The organism is Denitrobacterium detoxificans, assembly GCF_001643775.1.
GTDB classification, from domain to species: domain Bacteria; phylum Actinomycetota; class Coriobacteriia; order Coriobacteriales; family Eggerthellaceae; genus Denitrobacterium; species Denitrobacterium detoxificans.
On record NZ_CP011402.1, the window covers coordinates 1664183 to 1686324 of the forward strand.

Here is a 22142-nt window from a genome sequence, read left to right on the forward strand (position 1 = left end):
TCTTGATTCACTTCTTCCCAAATGTCTATAGCCATAGCGGCTACCCCATATGGGGTAGTTTGACGTTTTCCTATCATCATTAGGCGAATAGTCGCACGTCAACCTGCAATGCGATTACCATTGCAGGTATGAAGAACACAATTGAACGCATCATCTCCTCCCCCGCATTCCACGCGCTCGTGCTACTCATTGGCGCGGCATTCCTGCTCACAGGCGCGTTTCACGAGAACCTCTGGTTCGACGAAAGCTACTCGGTAGCCATCGCCGACCATTCCTTCGCCGAAATCTGGCACATTGGCTCGGGCGACGTACATCCCGTACTGTTCTACTGGGCGCTGCATATCATTCGCCTGCTCGGTGGTTACGTTACCGAATACCGCATCTTCACCGTCCTTGGCGCCGTGGCACTCGCGGCCATAGGCCTTACGCACCTACGCCGCGACTTCGGCTGGCGTGTCGGCCTCATCTACACGACGCTTGCGCTCTTCACACCCTACGTCTCGTACATCGCCATCGAGATTCGCATGTATTCGTGGGCGGCATGCATGGTCATGTTCTCTTTCGTATACGCGTTCCGCATCATGCGCCTGAATCGTACGAGCATACCCGCCGACGGCCTACCCCATGCACCATGGGCGCGCTTCATGATCTGTTCCATCACGGCAGCCTACCTGCACTACTTCGCCGTGATCTCGGTGTTCTTGGTTAACCTTGCACTTTTGTGCTTCCTCATCGCACACCGACGCACGCGCAAAGGCGATCTGAAGACATTCTGGATACAAGCCGCCCTGCAAGTGGCCCTCTTCGCACCCTGGCTCAGCGTGCTCGCCAGCCAGGTCGGCGTAGTATCCAACACGTATTGGGCGCAGTTCACCTTCCCCGATACGCTCATTGCCCTAGCGCGCTACCCCCTCATCACCATGCAGATCGACTTTGCGTGGAAAGGCGATTACGGCCTGATTCCCCGCATCGTGGTCTGGGTCGTCATCATTGCACTCGCCATCCTCATTGCGCTCATCGTACGAGAATGCATCAAGCGCAGGCGACGCCCTTCAATGCGCAAACGTGCGAAATACGCTTACCCGAAACGCGATGCAAGCTGGTGGCGTCGCGTATGGCACACGCTCACCTCCCCCTCATGGTTCCCGGCGTTCCTGGGCATTGCCATATACGTTGGCCTGGGAGTCATCGCCGGGCTGGCATCCATTCTCATGCATTCGTTCATGGTGTACTTCCGCTATATGTTCTGCGCTATTGGACCGCTCATCTTCGGCATCGCCTGGATACTCTTCCGCCTGCACCGCAAGCGCATCACCATTATGTTCTGCCTGCTGTTCATTGCCATCTCATCGCTCAACCAGCTGCTCATCGTGCAAGACGACTACAGCGACAAGAACAACGAGTTCTTCGACTACATGGCCGAGCAAATACAGGAAGGCGACCTGGTCGTTTCAAGCGACATCGGAATCATGGGCGTCACATCGGTCTACTTCCCCGACCTGGAACAGCACTACCTTGATTGGCAGAAGGGAAACTGGGCGCTTGCGTACTCCTGCTACGGCGACAACCTGGTAATCGACTCTAGCTGGGAAACGATGCTCAACGACTACCATGGCCAATTCTGGGTGCTAGGCCAATCGACCGACGCCGTGCCCCCACGCGACGTAACCGACCTGGAGCAGAAGGACGGCATCACGCTGCTGTGGAGCCAGCAAGTGTATAGGCCCTACGAACGCGGGTACTACACCATCGCGCTCATGTACAAGGAGTAGACGCAAGAAACTCCACCCCTCACGCACAGCGCCCGAAGGCAGCCTGGCACCCCTCATTAGCCATCGCCTTTGGAGATATCCCAGCAAATAGACCGCTATCTGAATTTCAGATAACAGGACATCGATATTAGGCCCCTACCGCCCACCCTGAACATCGGAAATAATCCCGTGTTATGGATTAAACGAAACGCAGGAAGGGGAACCTGGGGAATGCTAAAGACTACGGGACTGACAAAGACGTTCAGTTCAAACGGGGGTGACTTCACTGCCGTCGATAACGTATCGCTCTCCATCGAGCAGGGCGATATCTACGGCGTTATCGGCTACTCGGGAGCAGGCAAATCTACCCTCGTTCGCTGCCTCAACTTCCTTGAGACTCCCACCGCAGGCACCATCGAAATCGACGGCTTCGGTACACTTCGTTGCGAAAAAGGCAACGTATTTCATTCGGACGAGAGCAATCCGCAGGAGGAGCCCGTCTCCCCCGCCAAGCTACGGAAGCTTCGCTCTTCCATCGGAATGATTTTCCAGCACTTCAACCTGCTCGACCGTTCAACCGTATTCGAGAACGTAGCCTACCCCCTGCGCCATACGGGCAAATCGAACCAAGACATCGAGGCGAAGGTTACCGAGCTCCTAGAGCTGGTAGACCTGAAAGACAAGGCCAAGTCGTTCCCCGCAGAGCTCTCGGGTGGTCAGAAGCAGCGCGTTGCCATCGCGCGCGCCCTAGCCAACGACCCGAAGATCCTGCTCTCCGACGAAGCCACTTCGGCACTCGACCCTGAAGCAACCGCTTCGGTTCTGGCGCTGCTGAAGAACATCAACGCACGCTTGGGCCTTACGATCGTCATCATCACGCACGAAATGTCGGTCATCAAGACCATCTGCAACAAGGTCACCGTCATGGAAGGCGGCAAGGCCGTAGAAAGCGGAACGGTTTACGAAATCTTCTCGAACCCGCACGAAGAGATCACCCGCAAGTTCGTCTCGAAGGGCGAAAACCTCGAAAGCCTCGACGTGCTGCGCGAAAAGTATGGCACCGAAGGCATTCTGGCAAAGCTCACCTTCGACGATAAGTCGGTAAACGACGAGCTCATCGCCGACACCGCCAAGCAGTTTGACGTGCATATCAATATCCTGCTCGCCAATATCGAGTGGCTGCAGGGCAAGCCGCTTGGCCACATGGTCGTGCAGCTAAAGGGCACCCAGGAAATCACCCAGAACGTCATCGAATATTGGCGCTCGCGCAACGTCCGAACGGAGGTAATCGGTCATGGACCTTCTGCAAACGCTCTTTCCTAATGTCGTAAGCTACAACGACATCTTCGTCGATAGCATCATCGCCACGTTCCAAATGTTCGCGATCTCGGGCATCCTCACGTTCGTCATCGGCCTTGCCTTCGGCATTGCCCTTACCGTAACCAGGCCCGACGGCATTGCACCCAACAAGGTCATCTTCGGAATCGATACGCTCATCACGAATTTCTTCCGCTCTATCCCCTTCGTGATTCTGCTCATCTTCCTGATTCCGCTCACCAGGCTCATCACAGGCACCGCCATCGGCGTGGCTGGCGCAATCGTACCGTTGGTATTCGGCGCCGTGCCCTTCTACACGCGCCAGGTGGAAACCGCGCTCGTGAGCGTAGACAAGGGCAAAATCGAAGCAGCCCGTGCATTCGGGTCGGGCACCATGGGCATCATCTTCCGCGTATACCTGCCGGAAGCCCTGCCCGAACTCATCCGCGCCACCACCATCACGGCTATTTCGCTCATCGGCCTCACCACGATGGCAGGCGCCGTGGGCGCAGGCGGCATCGGCAGCTTCGCCATCAACTACGGCCAGAACCTTCATCACCAGGACGTCGTAAACGCATGCGTCATCCTTCTGATGGTCATCATCAGCATCATCCAGGGCGTGGGCAACCTGCTGGCACGCCGCACTACCAATAGGCACCTCTTCGGAAGATAAGAGCGTTCGCGCTAATCCGCACACGCACGCAAACCACTTCTGAATGAGAAAGATACAAGGGAGGTAATTATGAAAAAGACAACGCTCAAGAAGCTGGTACTCGCGGCCTTTGCCGCGGTAACGGTCATCGCACTCGCTGGCTGCGGTGCTTCCGCTTCCAGCAGCACCGTGAAGATCGGCATTCCCGACGATTCCACGAATGGCGGTCGCGCCATCAAGCTGTTGGAAGAAGCGGGGCTCATTGAGGTCGACCCCAACGCCGGCTACACGCCCGAAGTGAAGGACATCACGAAGTACCTGTACAACGTGGAAATCGTCCCTTCGGCCGCCAACACGCTCCCCTCTACGCTCGATGACTTCGGTGCTGCCGCGGTCAACGGCACTTACGCAATCCCCGCCGGCCTCACCCCCTCGAAGGACGCACTGATCACCGAATCGCAGAACTCCGGCTCGGGTGACAACCCCTACGTGAACGTCGTCGTCGCGCGCAGCAGCGAGGCCAACAACGCCACCTACAAGACGATTGTAAACGCGCTCCAGACGCAGACCGTGGCCAAGTACATCGTGGGCAAGTACCAGGAAGCCTATATCCCGGCATTCGACTACGACGCTTCCGACGTGGCAGACGATGCCTTCATCAAGGAAATCGACTCCTACTCCTCTAGCAGCGACGGCAAGACGGTCGTGAAGGTCGGCGTCTGCGGCTCCTCCAACGACTACTGGAAGGCCGTGCAGAAGGTCCTCGACGAGCAGAATGCCGGCATCTACATCGAACTCGTCACCTTCGATGCGTACACCCTGCCCAACGAGGCTCTGAACTCGGGCGAAATCGATCTGAACTCCTTCCAGCACAAGGCATACCTGGCCAATGAAGTAAGCTCGATTGGCTATGACATCACCGCAATCGGCGACACCATCATGGCACCCCTTTCGCTCTACTCCCACGCGTACGACTCCATCGACGCCATCAAGGAAGCAGCTGGCCAGGCGGCGTAACCCAGAAACGGCATCGAACAACGAATTGACAAGGGGCGGCTCTGAGAGCTGCCCCTTCTTGAAAGAAGACACTATGAGCACAGTTGAAACGATTCTCCAGGCAGTCGAGGAAGACCACGCATACGTCGTGAATCTCCGCAGGCATTTTCACCAGCACCCCGAGCTCTCGCGCCACGAAGACGCAACGAACGAGCGCATCATCGAAGAGCTCACGTCTTTGGGCCTGGAAGTTCATCGCATCCCCGAACATTCGCTCTATGCGGACATCACGGGCGAACTACCCGGGGAGGCCGCCATCGTGCTTCGCGCGGACATTGACGCGCTCCCCGTACAGGAAGCCGACGACCGCCCCTACGCATCGCAGGTACCTGGCGTCATGCACGCCTGCGGGCACGATGCCCATATCGCAGGGCTCATTGGGGCGGCACGCATCCTCGTGCGCAATCGTAACCTGTTTGGCGGCACCGTGCGCCTGGTGTTCCAAGAGGGCGAAGAAGTAGGTTACGGCGGGCATAAGGTCGTGGAAAGCGGAGCCTTGGACATCGCCTCACGTACGTTCGGCATCCATATGGCATCGAACGTTCCCGTGGGTTCGGTCGTCATCACGCCTGGCCCCAACAACGCTTCCGTCGATTACTTCAACATCGCCATCTCCGGCAAGGGTGCGCACGTCTCCACGCCCGAAGCGGGCATCGACGCGCTCTACATTGCCTCGCAAATCGTCGTGGCAGCCCAGGCCCTTGTAACGCGCCGCGTGAACCCCACCAACAGCGTGCTGATAGGCATCGGGAAATTGACCGCCGGAACGGCATACAACGTAGTTGCCGAATCGGCCGTCATCGAGGGGACCATCCGCGCGCTCACGCCCGAAACGAGGGAGCAGGTAAAACGCGAGTTGGAGGAATTGGCCTGCAGCACCGCACGCATCTACGGCGGAACGGCATCCATTCGCTTCGAAGACTACACGTCGCCCCTCATCAACGATGAAACGTCGAGCCATGAAGCGCAGAGCACCGCCGCTGCCCTCTTCGGCGAAGAGAAGGTCATCACCAACCGACCCGCCTCCCTCCAGGGCGACGACATGGCAGAGCTGATCAATCGCGTACCCGGAGCGTATGCCTTCGTGGGGTCTGCAAACGCAAAGCGCCCCAACACGCAGGTCTCTCATCACAACAAGAGCTTTGACATCGACGAAGACGCGCTTACCGTATCCACGGCACTCTACGCGCAATACGCTATCGACTACCTTCAGACGTACGCAGGCGCCTAGCGCTTCCGTCTTCCAAAATCGCTGCCCTTGCGGGCAGTCTTGCGCAGCTTTTCGAGGGCGGCCTCTTCCGATTCGCCCTCGAAGCGGCTTCGCAGCTGCACGACCTGGTCGCGCAGACGAGCAGCTTCCTCGAAATCCATGGCCTGGGACGCACGCTGCATATCGTCTTCCATAGAGGTAATAACGCGCAACACCTCTTCGCGGGACAGCTCGGCAAGCTCCTTGTTTACCTGCTCGGCCGTGGTATTCCCCACTTCTTCTTCCACGTAATCCATGATGTCATTGATGGCCTTGTTCACCGTCTTGGGCGTAATGCCATGCTCCTCGTTGAACTTCATCTGCAAGCCACGACGACGCTCCGTTTCGGTAATGGCAAGGTCCATGGAATCGGTACGCTTATCGGCGTACATGATTACCTGACCCGACGCATTACGGGCCGCACGACCAATGGTCTGAATGAGCGAGCGATGATTGCGCAGGAAGCCTTCCTTGTCGGCATCGAGAATAGCCACGAGGGATACCTCGGGCAAGTCGAGGCCCTCACGCAGCAGATTGATGCCCACGAGCACGTCGAACGTGCCCTGACGCAGCTCGCGCAGAATCTCGACGCGCTCGAGCGTGCCGATGTCGGAATGCATATAGCGCGCGCGAATACCCTCGTCGAGCAGATGGTCGGTAAGGTCTTCGGCCATCTTCTTCGTGAGCGTGGTAATGAGCACGCGCTCATTGCGCTCGGCACGAATGCGTGCTTCGTCGATGATGTCGTCGATTTGCGAAAGCGTGGGACGCACGATGATTTCAGGGTCGAGCAGGCCCGTAGGGCGAATGATCTGCTCCACGTTCTTCTGACTTACGCGCAGCTCGTAATCACCCGGCGTAGCTGATACGTAAATGAACTGGGGAACGCGCGCCTCGAACTCGTCAAAACGCAGCGGACGGTTATCCAGGCAACTCGGCAGGCGAAACCCATGTTCGGTAAGGGTGACCTTGCGAGAGCGGTCGCCTTCATGCATGCCGCGAATCTGCGGCACCGTAACATGGCTCTCGTCGATGATGCACAGGAAGTCGTCGGGGAAATAATCGATGAGCGTATACGGCGGCTCGCCTGGCTTGCGTCCGTCTAGATGACGCGAGTAATTCTCGATGCCACTGCAGAAGCCCATCGATTCCATCATTTCCAAGTCGTAGCTCACGCGCATTTCCAGGCGCTGAGCCTCGAGAAGCTTGCCCTCTGCCTTGAATTGCTCCAGGCGCTCGCGCAGCTCCTCGCGAATTGACTTGATGGCATGATCCATCTTCGGCTGGGCCGTCACGTAATGCGACGCCGGCCAGATGGGCAGCGCCTCGTAATGGTTGAGCACTTCCCCGGTCACGTTGTCGATTTCGGCAATTTCCTCGATTTCGTCACCCCAGAATTCGATGCGCACGGGATTGTCGGCGTACGGCGGAAAGACGTCGATGGAATCGCCGCGCACGCGGAAAGTGCCGCGGGAAAGCTCGTAGTCATTGCGGTCGTATTGAATGTCAATGAGCTCGTGAATGACATCATCGCGCTCGGCAGGCTTCTGCTTGTCCACGAACACGGCCATGCCTGCGTAGTCCATAGGCGAACCAATGCCGTAAATGCAGCTTACCGAAGCAACGACAATGCAGTCACGACGCGAAAGCAGCGAAGACGTAGCCGCATGGCGCAGCTTCTCGACCTCTTCGTTGATGGAGGCATCTTTCTCGATGAACGTATCGGTGGAAGGCACGTACGCTTCGGGCTGATAGTAATCGTAGTACGAGACGAAGTACACCACCGCGTTATTGGGAAAGAACTCGCGCAGCTCTGCAGCCTCCTGCGCTGCAAGCGTCTTGTTGGGCGCAAGGACGAGCGTGGGCTTCTGCACGGCCTCGATGGTCTTGGCCATAGTAAATGTTTTGCCACTACCCGTTACGCCCAAGAGCGTCTGGTAACGCAGGCCATCACGTACGCCCTGTGCAAGAGCCTCGATTGCCTGAGGCTGATCGCCTGCCGGCTCGAACGGAGAAACGATTTCGAATGGCTGATTGGCAAGGCGCACCGATGGCAGCTTGCCTGCCATTTCCACACCCTGCAAGTTCGAAAGATGAGCCATCGCGCTACTTGCTCGCTATATCCTGCCAGACAAGTTCGACCTGCTCCTCAAGCTGGTCGATTGTGCCCTTGTTACTGATGACGTAGTCGGCCCACAGGGCGCGCTGCGCATCGCTCACCTGCCTGGCGATGCGACGACGGACATCGTCTTCGGCGAAGCCCTTTGCCACGGCACGCTGCACGCGCACGCGCGTAGGCGACGTAACGGCGATAACGCCCACGCTATTGCGAACAAGCGGGGCGAACGTGCCTTCGGGACCATCGTAGGCAGAAATCTCAATAACAGCGAGCTCGCAGCCCTCTTGCTCCAGACGATCCAACTGGGCCTGAGCCACCTTAAGCAAACGAGGCTGAGTGATAGCGTTCAACTGAATGGTCTTGGCCTGCGTAACGAAGGCGCGGGCTGCCAGTTCGGAACGTACGATGGCGCCATGCTCGTCGAGAATCTCAGGACCGAACGTATCGGCAAGCTGACTGATCACTTCGGGATCGAGAAGCGTTTCATGGCCGCATTCATCGAGGTCAACACGCTTGGCACCACGTTCAAGTAGCATATGGGATACGGTTGATTTGCCCGACCCGATGCCACCGATGAGAATGCACGTTTTCATCTTCTCGCCCCTTTCGCCTTCTACTATCTTCAGCATCATGGTACCACCGAACCTCATTGCCAATCCATTGAAATGACCAGGAAAAGGGGCGTGTTTCAATGCATACGCGCATACAAAAAAGAAACCCCCGCGTACTCACGCGGGGGTTTCGAAGCTTATGCTAGCTTGTTGCTATTCAGCAGCCTGCTCGGAAGCCTCTTCGCGGGCGGCACGCTCAGCAGCGCGCTTCGCCTGACGAGCAGCCTTCTCTTCCAGGGCAGCCGGATCGGGCTCGGCAACTTCGATTTCGATGCCCAGCTCTTCGGCAGCGGCCTTCATGGAGAGGCTGATGCGACGACGGTCGGTGTTCACTTCCAGAACCTTGACCTTTACATCGTCGCCCGCATGCACAACCTGCGTGGGGGTCTCGATGTGCTTGTTGGACATCTCGGAGATGTGCACCAGACCCTCGACGTTGGGGCCAAGCTCGACGAATGCGCCGAACGGAACCGTCTTGGTGACCTTACCGTCGATGATGCTGCCAGCGGGATAGTTCTCGACCAGCTTGATCCAGGGATCTTCCTTCGTCTGCTTGAGACCCAGGGAGATGCGCTCACGCTGCAGGTCGACGTCGAGAACCTCGACCTCGACCTCTTCGCCAACCTTGACGACTTCGCTGGGATGGTTGACATGGCTCCAAGAGAGCTCGGAGATGTGAACCAGACCGTCGATACCACCGAGGTCGACGAAAGCGCCGAAGTCGACGATGGAGGAAACGGTGCCCTTCAGGCGCATGCCCTTGGACAGGCGGGACAGAATCTCAGCACGCTCGTTCTTGCGGCCCTCTTCAAGCAGCACGCGACGGGACAGAACAACGTTGTTGCGGTTGCGGTCCATTTCGATGACGCGAGCTTCCAGGCTGGTGCCCAGGTACATGTCGAGATCCTTCACGCGGCGAAGGTCGACCAGGGAAGCGGGCAGGAAGCCACGCAGGCCGATGTCGAGGATGAGACCACCCTTGACGACTTCGATAACCTCGCCGGTAACCGTCTCGCCAGCCTTGAACTTCTCTTCGACGGAGATCCAGGCGCGCTCGTACTCGGCACGCTTCTTGGAAAGGATCAGACGACCGTCCTTGTCTTCCTTCTGGAGAACGAGGGCTTCGATCTTGTCGCCCATGTTCACGATGTCGGAAGGATCGGCGTCCTTGCGGATGGACAGCTCGCGGGAGGGAATGACGCCCTCGCTCTTGAATCCGATGTCGACCAGCACTTCGTCATGCTCGATCTTGACCACGGTGCCGTCGACCAGATCGCCTTCGTCAAAGTCGGTCAACGTGCCATCGATCATCGCGTTCATCTGCTCGTCGGAGATGTCCTCGAAATCGATAACGGTCGGGTTCTTGATTTCGGTCAAAATGGACCCCTTTCATAATTACGGGGACCCTTCGTCATGATTGCGTGCTCTGTACCATGTTCACGGCACCGCTCTGCGGCGACAGGCAAAACATGTCTCGGGGGCCAATATTACCTGCTTGATGACTACTGTCACCTAAGCCGTGCTATTGTAGCACAGCGAACGCGGGGCGTACCCGCGAATTATTCAAGTGGAAACGTTCCACACGCGCCCTACACCACTAACAGGGAATGCCAGGTCGCAACGGCGCAATTAACGGTTCTCGATGTGCAGAATGTTCTTCAGGCCAATCGAAATCGTTCCGTCCGATTCGCTCGTGAACGTAATGTACTCGGGGTTCTGCCCGTATTCAGCGGGGAACGTTACCTCGATTCCCGTATCGGTGCGAATCTTGTGCCGACGCACCACGCGCTGAGCGGCCTCGCGTTCGATGGGCACGTGCTCGGGTATCTCCTGCGCAGCCGCAGCCTGCTCGAAACGCGTACGAGCCGGCGAATCCTCAAACACCGCCTCGGCCATCTGATCCAAGTCGATTTCGTCCTCGTCGGACACGTTTTCCGAAACGTATGTCTTCGCACGAGACAGGGCAACGGTGGGATTCTCGCCATATTCGTCGGCCACCGCCTCGACGATCTCGGTCACCGCGGCAATGGTTTCGCGACTCGAAGCCTGCTGCGTGCATTGCAGCAGCTTGTCGGGAATGAGGAAGCAATCCTCTCCCGCTATGTTGCGCTTCTTGTCCACGAACTGCACCGCAAGCGATCGCAAGTCCACAAGCGCATACGAAGCGAGCTTTTGCGACGGGTTGGGCAGCACCGCGTGATGACGAGCGATGCTATTGAATTCGCCCTCGTCGTCGTAGCGCGTTTCATGCACGTAGGCCTGTTTGCTGTCGAGCAAAATGATGGCAAAGTAGCGAGGCAGCGGGCCCGAAAAGCCCGTGGCATGATCGAACGCTCGCTGGGCTGCGGTATCCGCAACAGGGTCGGGATCGAACGGACACTCCTCGGCTTCGGAGGTTTCTACTTCGTCACTGGGCTCCACGCCTTCGTCAGCCTCGTCTTCCATCTCTTGCAGCTCGGCCTCGGCGGCTGCTTCGCGAGCGGCCTTCGCGGCACGCTTCAGCTCGGTGTCATCCTCGAAGTCCACGATGAGAATGTCAGTGGAGATGGGCTTTTCGGAATGACCCAGTTCAGTGGAAATGAATTCGGCGATTTCCGTGGAAAGGCTCACGAACGTGGAGGTGTCGCTGAAGTAATTGCGCAGTTCGGTGGCAAAGCCGCTACCCTCCACGAACGAACCTCGCTTGTTGTCCAGATTACCCAACGCCTTGCGCACGTGACGCATCACGTAGTTCTTCGCGGTCTTATCGGACAAATCGATCTCGCGCGGGGAAAAGATGTTCTCGCACGCGGTGAAATCGCAGATATGCAAAATGGCGTGATTGATTCTCATGCTTACACCTGAAGTATTCGGCGTGCCAGCGGGCACGGTAATTGCAACCCGCCTAGAATATCAGAGCGGCACCACACGCGTACGCCCCCAAACCAACAAAGCACAGAGTTACTGCGGTTGCGCGATATTGGCATCATTCCTAAAATAGAAAAGATAATCACGTGTGCAATACAGCACGTCAGACGCGAAAGAATAGGTTGGTTATATGGATATCGGAGCGTCTTTGCCCATCTGGAGCATCATCCCGTTCGTGGGAATGCTTCTCTCTATCGCCATTTTCCCCCTCGTCAAACCCGAGTGGTGGGAAAAGAACGAGCTCACTGTAGCACTGTTCTGGTCGGCGATCTTCCTCATTCCCTTTATTGCGGTATACGGCTTCGGCGTAGCGGCCGAATCGCTCTCGGAAACTATCCTGGGAGACTACGTACCGTTCATCGTGCTGCTTCTGGGCCTCTTCACGGTTGCCGGCGGCATCCACGTAAAGGGCACCATCGTAGGCACCACGAAGAACAACGTCATCATGCTGGCACTCGGCACGATCATCGCAAGCTGGGTGGGCACCACGGGCGCGGCAATGCTGCTCATTCGCCCCGTCCTGCGTGCCAACCTGTGGCGTCGTCACAAGGCTCACATCGTCGTGTTCTTCATCTTCCTGGTGGCAAACATTGGCGGCTGCCTTACGCCCCTGGGCGACCCCCCGCTGTTCCTGGGCTATCTGCGCGGCATTCCCTTCTTCTGGACGTTCGAGCACATCTGGGTCATCCTGCTGTTCAATACGGTCATCATGCTCGTGGCGTTTGCCCTCATCGATCGCCACTTCATCAAGAAGGAAGGCAAGGAGGGCCTAGAAGCCCTGAAGCTCGAGGACGAAGCCGACGAGCGCACCCCCATCCGCATCGAGGGATGGCATAACTTCTTCTTCCTGGCGCTTATCATCCTTGCGGTCATTCTGAACGGCACCATCCCCCAGATGGAAATGTTCATCGATCCCGCTACGGGTGCCACGTACGGCATCGACGTGGAAGGCGTGCATATCGGCGTCGACTACGTCGTGCAGATCGTACTCATTCTGGCCGCCATGGCTGGCTCCTGGTTCACCACCAGCCACCAGCTGCGTGCCGACAACAAGTTCGAGTGGGCCCCCATCGCCGAAGTCGCCAAGCTGTTCATCGGCATCTTCATCACGATGATTCCCGCGCTCGCCCTGCTGCGTACCAATGGCAGCTCCCTGGGCGTCGACAGCCCGCTGGCGTTCTTCTGGTCCACGGGCCTGCTTTCGTCGTTCCTGGACAACTCGCCCACCTACGTGGTATTCCTTACCACGGCAGGCGCCATTGGCTCCAACGCCGCGAATGCCGTAGCCACGACGGTCGGCTCCGTCGACCCGCGCATCCTACTCGCCATTTCCGCTGGTGCCGTATTCATGGGCGCCAACACCTACATTGGCAATGCACCCAACTTCATGGTGAAGAACATCGCCGAAAAAGCCGGCGTAAAGATGCCCAGCTTCTTCCATTACATGGGTTGGTCGGCAGCAATCCTCATACCGCTGTTCATCCTCGATAGCATCGTGTTCTTCCTCTAGGCGCAACGTCAGAAACGAACAATCGAACCCCCTGCGATTCACATGAGTCACAGGGGGTTCTTACATATGGCCTCTTTTCGGTGCAGCTGGGAGCGGGGACAATCCCTCCTGCCCACCTCGCCAACCACGCCTGAGGGGCCATGGGATGGAAACGAGTCCAGGGAGGACTACAAGGCGCTGCTCCCCCGCTCCCCCGTGCGAATGCGCACAACCTCTTCGCAGGGGAACACGAATATCTTGCCGTCGCCTACCTTGCCGGTATGCGCCACGTCGAGAATGATTTCGATGATGCCATCCACCTCATCATCGACGCAGATGATTTCGAACTTCACCTTCGGAACCATATTCAGCAGAACTTCCGTGCCGCGATAGTATTCCTTCCAGCCATGCTGATTGCCACAGCCCTGCACCTGGCTAATGGTCATGCCGCTGACCTTCGCATCGAACAGCGCTTCCTTTACCGCTTCCAGTCGCTCGGGACGGACGACCGCCGTAATCTTCTTCATATTCCTCACGCCTTTCCGCTAGTCAAGACCAACAAATGCCGGGTAGGCAGATTCGCCATGTTGGATAACGTCCATGCCCAGCCCCTCATCATGCTCGCTCACGCGCAGGGAGCCGCCAAACAGGGCCTTCACGACAAGGGCGATAACAAGGCTTCCAATCGCCACGAAGGCAACGGTAACGAGGATGCCCAGCACCTGCGCGAACAGGAGGCTTGGATCACCCGTGTAGAGCAGGCCGCCGTTCTCGGTCCAGGAAAGCTCGGGTACGCAGAAGATGCCGGTAAGCACGCCACCCACGATGCCACCTATGGTGTGGCAGCCAAACGCGTCCAGGGCGTCGTCGTAGCCAAGCTTTGCCTTCATGCGGGATATGGCCAGATAGCAGATAGGCGAAACTACGAGGCCCATGAACACGGCTGCGAGGGGCTCCACGAAGCCCGCTGCGGGCGTAATGACGACCAAACCGGCAACCAGGCCCGTCGCACCACCCGTGAGCGTGCACTTCCCCGTAAGGATGCGCTCGAAGCCAATCCAAGACAACGAAGCCGCCGCAGAAGCCGCCACCGTGTTCAACAACGCCAGCCCCGCCGTGCCGTTGTCGGCGAAGGCAGAACCCGCGTTGAAACCAAACCAGCCAAACCAGAGCAACGTGGCACCCAGGAACACGAACGGAACGTTGTGAGGACGGTAGCTCAGCATGCCAAATCCGCGGCGCTTACCCAGAAGAATGCAGAGCACCAGGCCCGTAAGACCCGAGGAGATGTGCACGACATCGCCGCCTGCGAAGTCGAGTGCACCGATCATGTCGCCGATGAAGCTACCATCCCCACCCCACACCATATGGGCAAGCGGAGCGTAAATGAGCACGACCCAGATGGTGCAGAACGCCATGACGGCGCCCACCTTCATGCGCCCCGCCACGGCACCGGTGATGATAGCCGTGGTGATCATGGCGAAGGCCATCTGAAACACGATGTCGATAATCGCAGGATACGAAGCAGACGCCGTGGCGTCGAGAGCAGCTTCGCCAGAGAGGGCCGTAAATGCCGTAGCCGTCCCGTTCGCTTCCGCCAGCATATCTTGCACCGCGGTTACGCAACCCAGTTGGTCGAAGCCACCGAAGAACGGAATCGAGCCATCTCCGCCGTAGGCGAACGACCACCCGCAGATTACCCAAACGACACCCACGATGCCAATTGCGGCCAACGACATGAACATAGTGTTGATGACGTTCTTGCGGCGCGACAAACCACCATAGAAAAAGGCGAGACCCGGGGTCATGAGCAAGACGAGCATGGCGCTCACCAGCATGAACCCAGAAGAACCTGTATCAAGCATATTTACTCCTTCCACTTTTCTCTAACGTCTGTCATAATCCCATCCGTTAGAAGTGAAGAAGGCGAGCAAACGGTTTATTAACCTGCGAGTACGCATCTGGTAACACGATGGAAGCATCGTCGTTACGCACTGGAAACAAGCACGCAGACGCACGAAGGAGATGATTACCACATGGCATTGGAGTTTCGCGCTGTAACCGAAAACGACATCGAGGAATTGGCTCGCGTAGCACATGAGATTTGGCATGGCTACTGGCCGCCCATCATCGGCCAGGAACAGACCGACTACATGGTCAACACGCTGCAGAGCGTACCGGCGCTGAAAAAGGCTATTCTCGAAGATGGCTACCAATATTGGCTTCTGGTAGACGAAGATGGCATTGCTGGTTACACGGGTTGCGACATCGAGCGCATGACAGGCGACGAAGCCCACGACAAGCCGTTCCATCATAGCCCCGTCGTAGACGCCACGTGGAAGCACCGTCTGTTCATCAGCAAGATCTACCTGTACCCTCGCGCACGTGGCAAACACTACGCCAGTCGTGTAATCGAGTTCTACGAGCGGCTCTGCCAAAACGAGAACCTGCCCGTCATGTACCTCATGGTCAACCGACGCAACGAGCTTGGGCTGCGCGCCTACAAGGGTCGCGGCTTCCAGATCATGGAAGAAACCGATGCTGATATTGGCGAGGGCTTCTACATGATCGACTACATTATGGCGAAGGAAGTTGCCCTAGCTTCCGCTTAGAGCGCTCACACGCCACCTAATGCAGCAGGGGCGCTGACATTGTCAGCGCCCCTTTTGTCATGCCAGATTAATACGCTCGGCTAAGGACCGTATTGCGATGCCGTAATGCTGGGACTTGGCGGGCGAATAGTGCATCTGGGGCTTGTCCCCGGAAACGCTATTCGCCCTTTAGCTCTAAGGCACCTCCCCTTACTACCTCCCCCCCCCATACACAAAAAGGGCCGAGGCAAAAGCCCCGGCCCTTAAGCGGTTTATGCTGAAAGTAATTTATTCAGCCGCAGTGTATTCACGCTGAACGGCGGAATCGACGGGAACCGCAGAACCCATCGTGGACACAACCGTGATGGACTTCACGTACTTGCCCTTGGCGGCAGCAGGCTTCATGCGCAGGATCTCGTCGTACACAACGCCGTAGTTCTCTGCGAGCTGCTCAGCGGAGAAGCTTGCCTTACCGATGATGACATGGCAGATGCCGAAGCGGTCGGCGCGATACTCAACGCGGCCACCCTTGAGTTCCTTAACGGCCTTGGCAACGTCGTTGGTAACCGTGCCCAGCTTGGGGTTCGGCATAAGACCACGCGTACCAAGGATACGGCCCAGACGACCAACCTTGGGCATCTGGTCGGGGGTAGCAACGGTGGCGTCGAAGTTGATGTTGCCAGCCTGGATGTCGGCAACCAGGTCGTCGGAACCAACGATGTCGGCGCCGGCTTCCTCGGCAGCGCGAGCAGCTTCGCCCTCGGCGAACACAGCAACGCGAACCGTCTTACCACTGCCGTTGGGCAGGCTTACGGTGCCACGGAGCTGCTGATCAGCCTGACGGGTGTCGATGCTCAGACGGAAGTGAGCCTCAACGGTCTCGTCGAAGTTCGCGGTAGCGATTTCCTTCACGAGGTTCATAGCCGCCAGAGGAGCGTACAGCTTACCCTCTTCGATCTTCTCGGCAGCAGCCTTCTGCTTCTTGGTGAGTTTAGCCATTTCTAAATCCTTCCGTGGTATTGTCGAGCGCTTGGGCTCTCCCACTGTTTACAACCGCTTACGCGGATAACAACCTAAATCTCAGAGTGTTAGTTCTGAGCGTCGAGAAGAGCCTGGAGCTTACGCGTAGCAACGTAGGTCTTCTTCGGGGCACGACCCTCGATGGTGACGCCCATGGAGCGAGCGGTGCCAGCCACGATCTCCATAGCGGCATCGATGTCATTGGCGTTCAGGTCGGGCAGCTTGATTTCGGCGATTTCGCGCAGCTGGTCGAGAGAGAGCTCGCCGACCTTCTTGAGCTGCGGAATGCCGGAACCACTCTTGAGGCCCAGCTTTTCCTTGATGAGCACAGCCGCCGGAGGCGTCTTGCACACGAAGGTGAAGGACTTGTCCTCGTAGACCGTGATCTCGACGGGGATGATGGTACCGGACTGTTCCTGCGTCTGGGCGTTGAACGCCTGGCAGAACTGCATGATGTTAACGCCCTGGGCACCCAGTGCCGGGCCTACCGGAGGCGCGGGGTTGGCAGCGCCAGCCGGGATTTGCAGCTTTACAAAGCCCGCAACTTTCTTATCAGCCATTGTAAAAGCTTCCTTTCAGCTGAAGTCTTTACCTAATAGTTCATATCAACAAACGCTCGAACATGAGAAGCCCCTGTCCACGAGGGCACGCTCTAGCGTATTGTCTTTTCCCTGTTCAGCCGCCCTGAACAAAGGCGGCCATACGCCTAAATGCGGGAAACCTGGTTGAAGGTGAGTTCCACCGGGGTCTCGCGACCAAAGATGGAAACCAGAACCTTGACCTTGTTGGATTCAGGCGATACTTCAGAAACGACACCGTCGAACTCGGCCAGAGGACCGTCGACGACCTTCACGGTCTGCCCCACTTCCAGATCGGTGGAAGTCTTGCGGGGAGCTTCGTGAGAAGTGCGCTTCATGATCTTGTTGTACTCTTCGCGCGTAAGCGGAGCGGGCGTCTGCTGACTGCCCACGAAACCCGTTACGCCAGGAGTGTTGCGGACTGCAGCCCAGCTGCGGTCGTCGAGCTCCATGCGAACAAGCACATAACCCGGGAAGACCTTCTTCTCGGATTCAACGCGGCGTCCACCTTCTTTGATTTCGGTGACCGTCTCCATGGGAATCTCGATGGCGAAGACATTGTTCTCCAGGCCCATCGTCTCGATACGAAGCTCGAGATTCTGCTTGACCTTGTTCTCATACCCAGAATAGGTATGAAGAACGTACCACTTCTTAGCCATGTTCTACGCTCCCAGAGACGAAATTGCCACAAGCAGGGGCGTTACGATCCAGTTGTCGAGAATGAAAACGTACACGCCAAAAAAGACCAGCGCACCCACGACAACCCCGCTCCAGCGGAGTACGTCCTGGCGGGTAGGCCACGTAACGCGCTTCATTTCAGCGCGAACGCCAGCGAAGAACCCATCTTTCTTGGGAGCCTTCGCGGGCTTCTTTTCGGAAGACTTCGAAGCAGCTTCAGAAGCCTGCTTCGTGCTCTTCTCTTCTGAGGAACGAGATGAACGCTTGAAAAGACCCTTCTTCTCTTCGGAAGAGGCTTCCTGCGTCGAATCTTCGGCCGCAACTTGCGCGTTCTGCTCGACATCCGCCTTGCGCGCAGCACGACGGGCAGAAGCTTTAGCGCGTTGCGTCTTTGATTTCTTAGCCATCTTTACCCTTCAAAGTCTGTATTTTTGCAGACCGTATTCAACTTCTTATAACGCCAAACAAGCAGCCTGTTAAAGCTGCTCGTAAACAAGCTGGCAGGCCAGGAAGGACTCGAACCCTCAACTTTCGGTTTTGGAGACCGACGCTCTACCAATTGAACTACTGGCCTATTATGCACATCCTCTAACGAGTTTCCTTATGCAGCGTGTGATGTCCACACCACTTGCAATATTTCTTCAACTCGATGCGATCGGGAGTGGTCTGCTTGTTCTTCTTGGTCGTATAGTTACGGCGCTTGCACTCGGTGCAGGCCAGGGTGACCAACGTACGCATCTACTTTACTCCTTATGTTCACATTGCTATGACTTGAAACTGCACAGATAAGTTAAGCGTGGAAGAGAGGGCCCACAAGCGTGAGCCCTCTCCATTAACCTCATTGAAGTTATTTGATGATTTCGGTTACGCGACCGGAACCAACCGTGCGGCCACCTTCGCGGATAGCGAACTTGAGGCCCTCTTCCATGGCGACCGGGTGAATGAGCTCGCCCTTGATCTCCACGTTGTCGCCCGGCATAACCATTTCGGTGCCCTCGGGCAGGTGAGCAACACCGGTGATGTCGGTGGTGCGGAAGTAGAACTGCGGACGATAACCATCGAAGAACGGGGTGTGACGGCCGCCCTCTTCCTTGGTCAGAACGTAGATCTGGCCCTTGAACTCGGTGTGCGGGGTAACGCTACCGGGCTTGCAGAGAACCTGGCCACGGACAACGTCTTCGCGCTTCACGCCACGGAGCAGAGCGCCGATGTTGTCGCCAGCCTCAGCCTCGTCGAGCAGCTTGCGGAACATCTCAACACCCGTGCAGGTGGTCTTGGTGGTCTCGCGGATGCCGACGATTTCCAGTTCGTCGCCAACCTTCAGCTGACCGCGCTCAACACGACCGGTAACAACCGTGCCACGACCGGTGATGGTCATAACGTCTTCGATAGCCATCAGGAAGGGCTTGTCGGTGTCGCGAGCAGGCGTCGGGATGTAGGAGTCGACAGCGTCCATGAGCTCCCAGATCTTCTCCTGGTAGGCAGCGTCGCCTTCCAGAGCCTTGAGAGCAGAACCACGGATGATCGGGGTGTCGTCTCCGGGGAACTCGTAGGAGTTCAGCAGTTCGCGAACTTCCATCTCAACGAGCTCGAGCAGCTCGTCGTCGTCGACCATGTCGCACTTGTTCAGGAAGACCACGATGTAGGGCACGCCTACCTGACGGGCGAGCAGGATGTGCTCGCGGGTCTGGGCCATGGGGCCGTCGGTAGCAGCGATAACCAGGATAGCGCCGTCCATCTGGGCAGCACCGGTGATCATGTTCTTGACGTAGTCGGCGTGGCCGGGGCAGTCAACGTGAGCGTAGTGACGCTTGTCCGTCTCGTACTCGATGTGAGCAATGGAGATGGTAATGCCGCGCTCGCGCTCTTCAGGAGCCTTGTCGATGTCTTCGAAGGCCGTGAAGTCAGCATGAGCGGTGCCGTGAGACCCGTCGTTGCTGGACAGGGTCTTGGAGATGGCAGCGGTGAGCGTGGTTTTGCCATGGTCAACGTGACCGATGGTGCCGATGTTTACATGCGGCTTAGTACGCTCGAACTTTTCCTTAGCCATGAAATCCTCCTTCAATGAGAACGCCCCTACTGGGGCGTTTTATGAGCTAAAAATAAAGACTGCGTAAGCAGTAGAAGTATCTATGGTAGCGGTGACTGGATTCGAACCAGTGACGCCACGGGTATGAACCGTGTGCTCTAACCAACTGAGCTACACCGCCAGGTGCAAAAGAGAACGATGTTCTCGATAAAGCAATAGATGGAGCCCGCGACCGGATTTGAACCGGTGACCTCTTCGTTACCAACGAAGTGCTCTACCTACTGAGCTACACGGGCAAAGATGGTGGGCGCGCTAGGATTCGAACCTAGGTAGGCAGAGCCAACGGGTTTACAGCCCGTCCCCATTAACCACTCGGGCACACGCCCATCTTTCGCTTAACTTGTGCAATTTTCAAGCTGCGGCTCGTTTTTCGGTTTCACCCGAAGCGCGAGCAGATGGAATAATACGCTAGCTCCGAAGTCGTGTCAACAGCTTACACGCCCCCGGGTGTATCTCCACGATTCCTCCGTTTACCCGCAACATGTGCCCACGTCATCATATATATGTTAGGCATTTTTAGAGGCTTCGGTAGTTTGTGTGACAAGGGGCTAGCCTAGGCAGCAACGCTCTTCGCTCCCTTCACGCCCTTCTTCCTCGCCTTCACCGGGCGACCCGGGAGCTGGGGCTGGCAGTCGCCGCACCTGAGCATGAGCAGGGCCACGAGGTTGTCGGTGTTGCGGAAGCCGTAGCCCATCCTCACCGTCACCTTGATCTTGTTGTTGATGGCCTCTACGCGCCCGTTGCTGATGCCGAGCTCGACTGCGGCGATGATGTCGTCGCGCCGGCGGCGCACCTTCTTCTCCACGGCGACGACCTTGGCGATCTTGCAGTAGGCGGCCCTGTGCATCCAGTCGTCGAGCAGCTCGGCGGCCTCGGAGCCGTCGGCTGCCCGGAAGACGGCCCGCAGGTCCTCCTTGAGCTCCCAGGCCCTGACCAGCCGCGAGCCGGCCCTCTTCTTGAGCGCCTCGAGCCTCGCCCTCTGGCCGTCGGTGAGGTCCTCGGGGTTCTTCACGAGCGCGTAGCGGCTGCCCTTGATGGAGGCCGCCTCCTCCTCGAGCGCCCTGACCTCCTCGGGCGGCAGCTCGCCTTTGGCAGGCCTGCCGCGCTTGCCCTCGGGCCTGGGCCTGGCGGCCCTGGCGGCGGCCCTGGCGGCGTTCCACTCCTCGCAGCGCACGGCGTCGAGCGCGTCGTTCATCCACTGGACCACGTGGAAGGGGTCCATGACCCACCTCGCGTTGGGGCAGCGGCGCTTGACCAGCTGCCTTATCCACCTCGCGCCGTCGGCGGTCACCACCTCTATGGCGCGCCTCTGCTCGCGCGTGAGCTCGTCGAGGAACAGGTTGAGCACGTCCTTGCCGGTGCCCTCGTGCGCCCAGATGAGGCAGCCGCGGTCGTGGTCGACGACCACCGTGACGTACTTGTGGCCCTTCTTGTACGACGTCTCGTCGATGCCGATGCGGCGCACGCCGTCGAACCTCGAGGCGCCGCGCGCGGCCTCCAGCTCGGCGTAGACGCGCCTGCACACGCCGCCCACGCTGTGCCACTCGACGCGGGCGAGCTCGGAGACCGCCGAGGCGGTGCAGCGGACCGCCAGCCACGCCACCCAGTCCTCGAAGTCACGCGTGAAGCGCGCCCCGTGCCGCGCCCAGGGGACGGCCTCGGTGCGCACGCCGTGCTCCGGGCAGCGCACCCTGCAGGGCGCGTACTCCAGGTAGCAGGCCGAGCGCGCCAGGTCCATCGCCCTCCACAGCCTGGGGGCCCCGCGGTTCGCCATGTCGTAGAAGTCGCAGGCCCTGCCGCATACGGGGCAGCGGCGCTGCTCGCGCTTGTAGGGCCGGACGCTCACGACGATGCGCTCGGCCTCGATGCGCGCGCCCAGGACGACCGTGCGGGCCAGACCGAGGGCGAGAAGTAGTAGACTCTTCATGCGTCACACCTCTTCGGTTGTCTGAATTTGGCTTAGCAATCATAGGCGGATGACGCGGAAACGGCCCCTCCCGGGGCCGTTTCAGTTCCAGATCGTTGTTTTCGCCCG

Annotated in this window: 20 protein-coding genes and 4 tRNA genes; 7 read left to right on the forward strand and 17 right to left on the reverse strand. The window is 58.1% G+C overall.

What is annotated here, in order from left to right; genetic code table 11:
* Positions 1 to 128: 128 nt before the first annotated feature.
* From AAY81_RS07035 to AAY81_RS07055, 5 genes are all read left to right on the forward strand, one after another.
* Positions 129 to 1772 (forward strand): glycosyltransferase family 39 protein, encoded by a 1644-nt coding sequence (locus AAY81_RS07035; RefSeq protein WP_066663170.1) that lies wholly within the window; start codon positions 129 to 131, stop codon positions 1770 to 1772.
* A 210-nt stretch (positions 1773 to 1982) separates the two neighbouring features.
* Positions 1983 to 3074: a methionine ABC transporter ATP-binding protein gene (locus tag AAY81_RS07040; protein WP_066663172.1), complete on the forward strand. Its 1092-nt coding sequence runs from the start codon at positions 1983 to 1985 to the stop codon at positions 3072 to 3074.
* On the forward strand, positions 3046 to 3741 hold the full coding sequence (locus AAY81_RS07045; protein WP_066663174.1) for a methionine ABC transporter permease: 696 nt from the start codon (positions 3046 to 3048) through the stop codon (positions 3739 to 3741). Before AAY81_RS07040 ends, AAY81_RS07045 begins: the two co-directional genes overlap by 29 nt.
* 69 nt (positions 3742 to 3810) lie before the next feature.
* Entirely contained in the window at positions 3811 to 4737 is a 927-nt protein-coding gene (locus AAY81_RS07050) for a MetQ/NlpA family ABC transporter substrate-binding protein (RefSeq protein WP_066663177.1), read from the forward strand.
* Between the two features lie 73 nt (positions 4738 to 4810).
* On the forward strand, positions 4811 to 6007 hold the full coding sequence (locus tag AAY81_RS07055) for a M20 metallopeptidase family protein (protein WP_066663180.1): 1197 nt from the start codon (positions 4811 to 4813) through the stop codon (positions 6005 to 6007).
* Here the strand turns inward: AAY81_RS07055 and uvrB are convergent.
* The 4 genes from uvrB to AAY81_RS07075 form a co-directional block, all read right to left on the reverse strand.
* Positions 6004 to 8127, reverse strand: coding sequence for an excinuclease ABC subunit UvrB (gene uvrB, locus AAY81_RS07060; RefSeq protein ID WP_066663183.1), 2124 nt, complete (start codon positions 8125 to 8127; stop codon positions 6004 to 6006). The two genes, AAY81_RS07055 and uvrB, sit on opposite strands and share 4 nt — an antisense overlap.
* A 4-nt stretch (positions 8128 to 8131) precedes the next feature.
* Positions 8132 to 8737, reverse strand: a complete 606-nt coding sequence (gene coaE / locus AAY81_RS07065) for a dephospho-CoA kinase (protein ID WP_066665107.1) — start codon at positions 8735 to 8737, stop codon at positions 8132 to 8134.
* A 171-nt stretch (positions 8738 to 8908) separates the two neighbouring features.
* Positions 8909 to 10132 carry a 30S ribosomal protein S1 gene (rpsA, locus tag AAY81_RS07070; protein ID WP_066663186.1) on the reverse strand — a complete coding sequence of 408 codons (1224 nt, stop codon included), beginning with the start codon at positions 10130 to 10132 and terminating at the stop codon, positions 8909 to 8911.
* A 252-nt stretch (positions 10133 to 10384) separates the two neighbouring features.
* The gene (locus AAY81_RS07075; RefSeq protein WP_066663189.1) at positions 10385 to 11587 is read right to left on the reverse strand and encodes a nucleoid-associated protein; all 1203 of its coding nucleotides are present in this window, start codon (positions 11585 to 11587) and stop codon (positions 10385 to 10387) included.
* Positions 11588 to 11792: 205 nt separating this feature from the next.
* Between AAY81_RS07075 and AAY81_RS07080 the strand changes: the two genes are divergently transcribed.
* Entirely contained in the window at positions 11793 to 13172 is a 1380-nt protein-coding gene (locus AAY81_RS07080) for a sodium:proton antiporter (protein ID WP_074777211.1), read from the forward strand.
* A gap of 167 nt (positions 13173 to 13339) precedes the next feature.
* Here AAY81_RS07080 and AAY81_RS07085 read toward each other — a convergent pair whose 3' ends face one another.
* Positions 13340 to 13678 carry a P-II family nitrogen regulator gene (locus tag AAY81_RS07085; protein WP_066663192.1) on the reverse strand — a complete coding sequence of 113 codons (339 nt, stop codon included), beginning with the start codon at positions 13676 to 13678 and terminating at the stop codon, positions 13340 to 13342.
* Positions 13679 to 13696: 18 nt separating this feature from the next.
* Positions 13697 to 15016, reverse strand: coding sequence for an ammonium transporter (locus AAY81_RS07090; protein WP_066663195.1), 1320 nt, complete (start codon positions 15014 to 15016; stop codon positions 13697 to 13699).
* A 171-nt stretch (positions 15017 to 15187) separates the two neighbouring features.
* Between AAY81_RS07090 and AAY81_RS07095 the strand changes: the two genes are divergently transcribed.
* Positions 15188 to 15763, forward strand: a complete 576-nt coding sequence (locus AAY81_RS07095) for a GNAT family N-acetyltransferase (protein ID WP_066663198.1) — start codon at positions 15188 to 15190, stop codon at positions 15761 to 15763.
* Between the two features lie 267 nt (positions 15764 to 16030).
* On the opposite strand, the gene rplA is transcribed toward AAY81_RS07095, so the two are convergent.
* The 11 genes from rplA to AAY81_RS07150 all read right to left on the reverse strand — a co-directional run bounded on the left by rplA (position 16031) and on the right by AAY81_RS07150 (position 22034).
* Positions 16031 to 16741, reverse strand: a complete 711-nt coding sequence (gene rplA / locus AAY81_RS07100) for a 50S ribosomal protein L1 (RefSeq protein WP_066663201.1) — start codon at positions 16739 to 16741, stop codon at positions 16031 to 16033.
* A gap of 89 nt (positions 16742 to 16830) precedes the next feature.
* The gene (rplK, locus tag AAY81_RS07105) at positions 16831 to 17322 is read right to left on the reverse strand and encodes a 50S ribosomal protein L11 (RefSeq protein WP_066663204.1); all 492 of its coding nucleotides are present in this window, start codon (positions 17320 to 17322) and stop codon (positions 16831 to 16833) included.
* Between the two features lie 146 nt (positions 17323 to 17468).
* Positions 17469 to 17999 carry a transcription termination/antitermination protein NusG gene (gene nusG, locus AAY81_RS07110; RefSeq protein ID WP_066663207.1) on the reverse strand — a complete coding sequence of 177 codons (531 nt, stop codon included), beginning with the start codon at positions 17997 to 17999 and terminating at the stop codon, positions 17469 to 17471.
* Positions 18000 to 18002: 3 nt separating this feature from the next.
* A complete protein-coding gene (gene secE, locus AAY81_RS07115; protein ID WP_066663209.1) occupies positions 18003 to 18425 on the reverse strand; it encodes a preprotein translocase subunit SecE in 423 nt (140 codons plus the stop codon).
* Between the two features lie 91 nt (positions 18426 to 18516).
* Positions 18517 to 18592 (reverse strand) — tRNA-Trp (locus tag AAY81_RS07120).
* Positions 18593 to 18606: 14 nt separating this feature from the next.
* A complete protein-coding gene (rpmG, locus tag AAY81_RS07125) occupies positions 18607 to 18756 on the reverse strand; it encodes a 50S ribosomal protein L33 (RefSeq protein ID WP_066663211.1) in 150 nt (49 codons plus the stop codon).
* 109 nt (positions 18757 to 18865) lie between these two features.
* A complete protein-coding gene (gene tuf, locus AAY81_RS07130; protein WP_066663213.1) occupies positions 18866 to 20068 on the reverse strand; it encodes an elongation factor Tu in 1203 nt (400 codons plus the stop codon).
* Between the two features lie 83 nt (positions 20069 to 20151).
* A tRNA-Met gene (locus tag AAY81_RS07135) sits at positions 20152 to 20228 on the reverse strand.
* A 39-nt stretch (positions 20229 to 20267) separates the two neighbouring features.
* Positions 20268 to 20343: transfer RNA gene (locus tag AAY81_RS07140), tRNA-Thr, on the reverse strand.
* Positions 20344 to 20348: 5 nt separating this feature from the next.
* Positions 20349 to 20433, reverse strand: a tRNA-Tyr gene (locus tag AAY81_RS07145).
* A gap of 227 nt (positions 20434 to 20660) precedes the next feature.
* Entirely contained in the window at positions 20661 to 22034 is a 1374-nt protein-coding gene (locus AAY81_RS07150) for an ISL3 family transposase (RefSeq protein ID WP_066660379.1), read from the reverse strand.
* Between the last annotated feature and the right edge of the window lie 108 nt (positions 22035 to 22142).

What these genes read in the sequence shown, in the direction of transcription:
- AAY81_RS07035 (WP_066663170.1), top strand. Translation starts at nt 129, where the DNA reads ATGAAGAACACAATTGAACGCATCATCTCCTCCCCCGCATTCCACGCG.
- AAY81_RS07040 (WP_066663172.1), top strand. Translation starts at nt 1,983, where the DNA reads ATGCTAAAGACTACGGGACTGACAAAGACGTTCAGTTCAAACGGGGGT.
- AAY81_RS07045 (WP_066663174.1), top strand. Translation starts at nt 3,046, where the DNA reads ATGGACCTTCTGCAAACGCTCTTTCCTAATGTCGTAAGCTACAACGAC.
- AAY81_RS07050 (WP_066663177.1), top strand. Translation starts at nt 3,811, where the DNA reads ATGAAAAAGACAACGCTCAAGAAGCTGGTACTCGCGGCCTTTGCCGCG.
- AAY81_RS07055 (WP_066663180.1), top strand. Translation starts at nt 4,811, where the DNA reads ATGAGCACAGTTGAAACGATTCTCCAGGCAGTCGAGGAAGACCACGCA.
- uvrB (WP_066663183.1), bottom strand. Translation starts at nt 8,127, where the DNA reads ATGGCTCATCTTTCGAACTTGCAGGGTGTGGAAATGGCAGGCAAGCTG.
- coaE (WP_066665107.1), bottom strand. Translation starts at nt 8,737, where the DNA reads ATGAAAACGTGCATTCTCATCGGTGGCATCGGGTCGGGCAAATCAACC.
- AAY81_RS07075 (WP_066663189.1), bottom strand. Translation starts at nt 11,587, where the DNA reads ATGAGAATCAATCACGCCATTTTGCATATCTGCGATTTCACCGCGTGC.
- AAY81_RS07080 (WP_074777211.1), top strand. Translation starts at nt 11,793, where the DNA reads ATGGATATCGGAGCGTCTTTGCCCATCTGGAGCATCATCCCGTTCGTG.
- AAY81_RS07085 (WP_066663192.1), bottom strand. Translation starts at nt 13,678, where the DNA reads ATGAAGAAGATTACGGCGGTCGTCCGTCCCGAGCGACTGGAAGCGGTA.
- AAY81_RS07090 (WP_066663195.1), bottom strand. Translation starts at nt 15,016, where the DNA reads ATGCTTGATACAGGTTCTTCTGGGTTCATGCTGGTGAGCGCCATGCTC.
- AAY81_RS07095 (WP_066663198.1), top strand. Translation starts at nt 15,188, where the DNA reads ATGGCATTGGAGTTTCGCGCTGTAACCGAAAACGACATCGAGGAATTG.
- rplA (WP_066663201.1), bottom strand. Translation starts at nt 16,741, where the DNA reads ATGGCTAAACTCACCAAGAAGCAGAAGGCTGCTGCCGAGAAGATCGAA.
- rplK (WP_066663204.1), bottom strand. Translation starts at nt 17,322, where the DNA reads ATGGCTGATAAGAAAGTTGCGGGCTTTGTAAAGCTGCAAATCCCGGCT.
- nusG (WP_066663207.1), bottom strand. Translation starts at nt 17,999, where the DNA reads ATGGCTAAGAAGTGGTACGTTCTTCATACCTATTCTGGGTATGAGAAC.
- secE (WP_066663209.1), bottom strand. Translation starts at nt 18,425, where the DNA reads ATGGCTAAGAAATCAAAGACGCAACGCGCTAAAGCTTCTGCCCGTCGT.
- rpmG (WP_066663211.1), bottom strand. Translation starts at nt 18,756, where the DNA reads ATGCGTACGTTGGTCACCCTGGCCTGCACCGAGTGCAAGCGCCGTAAC.
- tuf (WP_066663213.1), bottom strand. Translation starts at nt 20,068, where the DNA reads ATGGCTAAGGAAAAGTTCGAGCGTACTAAGCCGCATGTAAACATCGGC.
- AAY81_RS07150 (WP_066660379.1), bottom strand. Translation starts at nt 22,034, where the DNA reads ATGAAGAGTCTACTACTTCTCGCCCTCGGTCTGGCCCGCACGGTCGTC.